This window comes from Pseudoalteromonas piscicida (assembly GCF_002744175.1).
Taxonomy (GTDB): domain Bacteria; phylum Pseudomonadota; class Gammaproteobacteria; order Enterobacterales; family Alteromonadaceae; genus Pseudoalteromonas; species Pseudoalteromonas piscicida_B.
The window spans coordinates 1-205 of the sequence record NZ_NKHF01000192.1 but is presented as its reverse complement, the minus strand read 5'-3'; the positions used below and the strand labels follow the sequence as shown (position 1 = coordinate 205).

1 pseudogene is annotated in these 205 nt (G+C 42.9%); it reads left to right on the top strand.

Going from position 1 to position 205, the window contains the following annotated elements:
• Positions 1-59: 59 nt before the first annotated feature.
• Positions 60-205 (top strand): annotated as a pseudogene (locus tag CEX98_RS23395) (transposase); the annotation flags it as partial.

The window sequence follows — 205 nt, the reverse complement described above, 5'->3', positions numbered from 1 at the left end:
GGTTAATTGCCGCCGTAAAGCTCACTCCAGTCGGTTTCACATCGGCATCTGCTGCATAAGGGCTACCTTTTGAACTTAAATCGTATATTGAATTGGTTGAACTAACAGGCAAGTGTATTCGTGCCGATAAACGCGGTTATATCAACGAAGCACAACCTATTCTCACTCGATTGAATATAGAGCCTGAGAACTGGATCAAACTTAC